This window comes from Desulfosporosinus metallidurans (assembly GCF_001936615.1).
Lineage (GTDB): Bacteria > Bacillota > Desulfitobacteriia > Desulfitobacteriales > Desulfitobacteriaceae > Desulfosporosinus > Desulfosporosinus metallidurans.
In genome coordinates this window covers 1-637 of sequence record NZ_MLBF01000179.1, presented here as the reverse complement: position 1 = coordinate 637, position 637 = coordinate 1, and the positions used below count along the sequence as shown (strand labels likewise).

The following is a 637-nucleotide window of genomic DNA, read 5'->3' as shown; positions in this document are numbered from 1 at the left end:
GTGGACCCAGTGCTCAAAAAACACCTGTCTTGTGGACAAAGTGGGCGGCTCGGCAGTGTTTTACCAAACCCAGGTGAAACTGGTGAAGGTGTAGCGGCAGCGCGGCGCGTACGGGCTGCCCCGATAGTGCCCCTTCGGGCAGCCCGTTTTGATGCTGTGGTTTCGATGCAGGCATCCCTGTGCCAACCGAACAAAGCCACTCGCTTAAAGGAGTATCGCGTGAAAATACTTCTCGCCTACGACAACTCCGATTATGCCGAAGTTGCCATGGAGCGTGCGGCCAGGCTGTCCCAAACGCTCGATGCGCAATTGTTTGTCATCTCTGTGATCCCCGGAACTCAGTTGCTCGGCGGCGGGATTTCCGGAAGGCTACTGCGAGACGATAAACAACGCATTCGCCAAAGAATGCAAAGAACTCTTGGACAAGGCTTGCGCGTTACTGGCCGACAAGGGGGATACGCGCCCAGTCGATACTGGAATTTGGACACCCTGCGGGCAAAATCCTGGAAACCGCCGAAACACTTGGCGCGGACATGATCGTTCTTGGCTCCAGAGGAATGCATGGCATTGAGCGGTTCTCTTGGCAGTGTGTCCAGCAAAGTTGCGGCCCATGCCAAATGCGATGTTCTGATAGCCC

General features: G+C 55.9%; 2 protein-coding genes. Both read left to right on the top strand.

All coding sequences use genetic code 11. From position 1 onward, the window contains the following. A partial coding sequence (locus DSOL_RS26255) for a universal stress protein (protein ID WP_139314647.1) occupies nt 1-537 on the top strand: 537 nt, incomplete at its 5' end. Continuing rightward, a partial coding sequence (locus DSOL_RS30305; RefSeq protein WP_170871637.1) for a universal stress protein occupies nt 456-637 on the top strand: 182 nt, incomplete at its 3' end. The genes DSOL_RS26255 and DSOL_RS30305, both read left to right, overlap by 82 nt.